This is a genomic window from Ruegeria sp. YKSF131 (assembly GCF_059612645.1).
In genome coordinates, this window is record NZ_JBXWQZ010000117.1 from 1 (window position 1) to 4,721 (window position 4,721).

The 4,721-nt window shown below is 53.8% G+C and carries 5 protein-coding genes; 2 read left to right on the plus strand and 3 right to left on the minus strand.

Going from position 1 to position 4,721, the window contains the following annotated elements:
• A partial coding sequence (locus AC2FLZ_RS21715) for a polysaccharide deacetylase family protein (protein WP_496882770.1) occupies window positions 1-331 on the plus strand: 331 nt, incomplete at its 5' end.
• 23 nt (window positions 332-354) lie between these two features.
• Here the strand turns inward: AC2FLZ_RS21715 and AC2FLZ_RS21720 are convergent.
• The gene (locus AC2FLZ_RS21720) at window positions 355-1,701 is read right to left on the minus strand and encodes an O-antigen ligase family protein (RefSeq protein ID WP_480555487.1); all 1,347 of its coding nucleotides are present in this window, start codon (window positions 1,699-1,701) and stop codon (window positions 355-357) included.
• Between the two features lie 340 nt (window positions 1,702-2,041).
• Between AC2FLZ_RS21720 and AC2FLZ_RS21725 the strand changes: the two genes are divergently transcribed.
• Window positions 2,042-2,848, plus strand: a complete 807-nt coding sequence (locus tag AC2FLZ_RS21725) for a capsular polysaccharide synthesis protein (RefSeq protein ID WP_496813320.1) — start codon at window positions 2,042-2,044, stop codon at window positions 2,846-2,848.
• Window positions 2,849-2,867: 19 nt separating this feature from the next.
• On the opposite strand, the gene AC2FLZ_RS21730 is transcribed toward AC2FLZ_RS21725, so the two are convergent.
• Both AC2FLZ_RS21730 and AC2FLZ_RS21735 read right to left on the minus strand, forming a co-directional pair.
• Complete coding sequence (locus AC2FLZ_RS21730; protein ID WP_496882771.1) at window positions 2,868-3,854, minus strand: hypothetical protein; 987 nt, start codon at window positions 3,852-3,854, stop codon at window positions 2,868-2,870.
• A complete protein-coding gene (locus AC2FLZ_RS21735) occupies window positions 3,793-4,584 on the minus strand; it encodes a sulfotransferase family 2 domain-containing protein (protein WP_480555490.1) in 792 nt (263 codons plus the stop codon). Before AC2FLZ_RS21735 ends, AC2FLZ_RS21730 begins: the two co-directional genes overlap by 62 nt.
• Between the last annotated feature and the right edge of the window lie 137 nt (window positions 4,585-4,721).

Sequence of the window (4,721 nt, forward strand, 5' to 3'; positions counted from 1 at the left end):
ACTGAACGATGCGATGCTCAGGCAGGAATTGGAGACATCCCGGGCACAGCTTGAGGATATCTGCGGCCGGTCGATAACCGAGGCCGGGATTCCATTCGGACGTTATGATGCGCGGGTATTACGTGCCTTGCGTGCATCAGGTTATACGACAGCGTGGTCAAGTGACGGTGGTCAATGGCGGCAAGGTGCATTCCTGCGCCCCCGCACCTCGCTGCGTGGTGATATGTCGCCCGATGAAATGCAGGCCGTTCTGTCAGGTCACATGCCCGCCCTGCGCCGCCTGCGCCGCGCCGTCGGAATGACCCGGCGTCGCTGGACGGTGACCGGTTAAACACATTCCAACGTATAACCTTGTTACTCGGCAGGTTCCGGGTCAGGTCCTTTGGGAAAGCGCGTATAGCGGATTTCCCGTCGGGCGGATGTTCCCTGCACCTGTTCGCCCTCACCTTCGGGTGTTTCCCGGGCATCAATCAACCACATGCCGCTGCCAAGAAGGAACATGAACAGGCAATAGGTGGCATCCCACAAATGCACGGTGAATGCAGACACACTGAGACTTAGGAACGAAATCAGAAATCCGGTTCGAACCCGTGCATAGAGGCCAGTCAAAGGGGCACGGATGATTTGATAACTTGCGATAATGACGGCCAGACCCAGAAATATCAGGGCCGGAATCCCGTATCTCAGGGCGATGAGCAGCCAGAAATTATCAACGCTTGGCTTCATCCATTTGGGGCGAGTCCATTCACCCAGACCAATCCCAAAAATCGGGTTGCGGAAAATATCGTCAATGGCGTGGTTGAAGATGTGAATTCTGTTCCAGGCTGACCCGGCCGAGAATGTAAGCTCTGTCGCAATGATCTGAAACGCATTCCGGTTCGACGCCAGTTCGAGGATGGTATAGATAATGCCGAATATGATGGCGAAAATCACCCATCGGCTTTTGATTTTCTTCAGAATCTCATCCCAGGCGATCAGGAAAGCCTGCAACATAACCCCCATGAAGGCACCAGAAGACAAAGAGCTGAAAACAGCCGTACTAACAATAATCGAACGTTGGGTTTGCTTGAAGAATGCGCCTTCCGGGCTGAGCACATACCAGGACAGCGCAAGAACGGGTGAACAGAAAACGCCAAACAAAATCGGATGAGGCATTGAGGCCTGCGCCCGCTCCAGCCCCAATCTCGGCTCCTGATTCACGTCTGCATAGACCTGAAACACCCCGCCAAATATGTTAAGAAGGATCGGTTTCCCCGTGATATTTTCGTACAGTGCGAAGGGGACCAACACCAGAACGATGGCAAAAAGCCACCACACCGCCGTTCGAAATGTCACGTAGTCCCGGATCAGGACGCGCGCAAACAGATATGGAACGACTGTTTCCACAACCAGAATACCTGCGAATTGCCAACGTCCTATCCCGTGGTTGGCAAACAGGGCCAACGCCGCCCACATCGCCGCAAGCAAAACCAGAATGTCAGGCGACCGCACCGGGCCTGCCGCACCCTTGGCCCACTGAATAAGCACCGGAATTGTGGCGGCCAGAAAATACAAACGATACGCGCTCAGCCTCAGGCCGATGAAGAAGAAAAAGAACGGCATGACGAAAGACAGAATCAAAAGCGCGATTATGAGCCCGTGACGGGACTTTTCGGCCGCGCCGGCAGCGGTCTGGTGACCGGACTGCATAACAAGTGACATGAACCGTGCCTTTCTGGAGAACACCTGATCGGTGCGATACTACCAACAATGCTTAACGTGTACGCCAGGGAAGTATAATCCGCATCATCCAAGGGTCCATCACCGCTTTAGGAAAAACAATACCCTGTATTTCGCACGACTGTTTCGCAAGCATGGCGGTGAATACACAGCAGAAAATAGATGCAGGCCAATCGCGATAGTTTTCTGGCGCGGCTCTGGAATGGTCGTTAAAACACCGACATGGGTTACGATAGGAGCGTTGGATTTGGCCGGGAACCCTTGGTTATTTTTATTTGTATCTTTGGTTAAGGGTAAACAGCTTCGCAGTTTTGCCCGCAGATTGACCCGCAAAGCCGGCAAGACACAACCCGACGGGTTCGATAATGCTGTGCCGCGGATCATCCCCAAGAACATCTGGATGTTCTGGGATAAAGGAATTGATGAAGCCCCCGAAATCGTGCGGATGTGCATTGCATCCTGGCAAGACAAAAACCCGGACTGGACCCTCCGCATTCTCGACAAGGACACGGTCGCAGAGTTTGTCGATATGCCAAAGCTCTCGCCAGAAATATCGATACAATCTTATTCCAACATTCTGCGGTTCAAGCTTTTGAAAGAACACGGCGGTGTTTGGGCGGATGCGACCGCGTTCTGTATCAAACCATTGAATGACTGGCTGCCGATTGTCGGACAGCGAGGGTTCTTTGCCTATTTCTGGACCCCGGAAACCCGATGGTTCACATGGCCCGGATATACGCGTGAAGTGGCAACGTGGTTTTTGGCCTCCGAACCGCAAAATGTTATAATGGCGGACTGGTATGACTACAGTGTTCAGTATTGGAAAAATCGCCAGAAACCGCATCTGTATTTCTGGTGTCAGACATTATTTGAACTGCTGATTTACATGCGCCGCCCGTTCCGGCGCGCCCTGCGTGAAGTCCCTAAATTCGGATGTGTCGGACCGCATCTGGTACATGAATGCCTCTTGCGGCAACGCGATCATGCCCGGGTAGCCCGCATTCTGGACGATGGCGCGGCACCCGTACAAAAGTTACGCTGGCAATGGAACGCTCAGCATCTTGAAATTGCGAAGAAATTGCTGCGCGTCTCGGAAACCGAAGTTCCCAAACGCCCCAAGGTCGGCTGACCCGCAAGGTTTGGCTGCATCATTCTATCCGGATCAACATATCCGGGTAATTTCGGGCGATCCTTTGTAAATCCTGCTCGTATTTCTGGCGCAACGCGCTGACCGTTTCACTTTGATATGGCCGAAACGGAGTGCCAGCGGCGGAATTCGGTCCGTCGTTATAGAAAATCTTCTTAACTCGCATGCGGCGTTCTTCAACCGACAGTGAGCGATCCAAAGCCTCGGCTTGGTGGATCGCCTCTTGCGATGGCGATGTGGTTCTTGTCGGAGGTGGGATCTGTGGGAATTCACCCACGTTCCGGCCTGCAAAAGCTGTCAGAACCTTCTGCCATTGTGCGCTGTAGTCTTCCTGTCGCCAGACCCGCAATGCTGCACCGGGAAAGGCCGCCATAAGACGCTCGATCAGATCGAACCAACTGGGCGGCGTCTTCAGAACGTCCGCGCCGATCCGGGATTGCCAATACGGATCCGGCGCAAAGGATTTCATCATCTGAGCATAGGCTGAGGGCAACAGCCTGTCATAAGAGCGCACCCCCAGAAAGAGCGTAACAGGAGCCGTTTTTTGCATCTCGGTGACAATATGCGCCCCGCGAAAGGACGGGTAAAAGACAGGCGACAATAAACCGTCGGAATAGCCCAGCAGATCTTCGTCCGAAACAAGAACCGTCTCTGCTCCGCCGCGCAGCGCCTGAGTCTGGCGCATAAACTGATTGGCCAATGGTCTTGACCAGAACCTTCTTCGCCAATGACCCGGGTTTGAATAGCGGCGCTGTAACGGACCAAAAGCTTCCCGGGGGATATAATCCACACCCCGCCGCGCCATCTGGTCCCGATGTGCAAGCAGCGTATCCTGAACATGTGTTGTCGCGGTCTTATGCGCACCCAGATGTATGCGCCATTCCTTTACCGGTTGCACCTGCCCGCTCCGTTCCTTGCCTGCCGGATCACGCTGCAACACCTGCCAGAACATCCCGGTGCAGGGCAATATCCTCGGCATAATAGTCACGAATAAAGTCCTGAAAAACAGGTTCGCTCAAGACCGGATGCGGTTGCGTGCCCCCGGATTTCATCAGAACGCGACGGGCGGAGACACGCAATGCTTCGTGCACCGGACTAGGCAGAACGCGACGGGCCAGCGCACTCCCCCCATACATGACCCGTTTCAGCTGCGGGTGGCGGAACACCGTGGTCTTGTTGGCATGCCCGATTTCCAGCGAAGCGAGGCCGATCTGCCGGGTCAAAGCCTGAACAAAAAGATCAAGATGTTCGACCGGGTAGAGATTGCGCACCAACCGTTCGCCGTTGATCTGGACAAAATCAGACTGTCGGGAAAAATGCACATATTCCGGAGAAATCACCGCAGGATCAGAACGAAGATATGCCACTACCTTCTCGGTCTCTGCGCGGATTTCATCATCGCTGAGCTGCGCAAATTCCTTGCCCAGATACATTTTGGCGCGTTGCGACATGGCGGATTGAAAGCGCTGATACGGGTCACGCAACAGTGCATAGCTTTCGTATTCCTTCAGCTTCCCGAACGCCTCAGGATCAAGGTCACGCAGCAGCGACAGTGGAAGATGGCGATAGTCTATTTCACCCAGTTCAGGATGTCGCTCGACCAGTTTCAGAAACCGGCTGTCTGCATCGTGGAATGACAAAACAGCATTGCGAACAGAAGTTCCCGCACATTTCGGCACGTGAATGAACACAAAACGATGGCTGTCAGACAAAATCATAACTCGAAACTTTCAACACGATCGGCCTGAAACAGCCGCAATTCTCCAGGGCAGGGAATGGCTGTCCTGAAATACAGTTGGCCAGGTGCGATCTTGCACCCAGCCAGCGTAATTTTTCAACCATATATGCGCCGACA

Excerpts from the sequence above, each read along its gene's own strand:
- AC2FLZ_RS21720 (WP_480555487.1), bottom strand. The coding sequence starts at position 1,701 with ATGTCACTTGTTATGCAGTCCGGTCACCAGACCGCTGCCGGCGCGGCC.
- AC2FLZ_RS21735 (WP_480555490.1), bottom strand. The coding sequence starts at position 4,584 with ATGATTTTGTCTGACAGCCATCGTTTTGTGTTCATTCACGTGCCGAAA.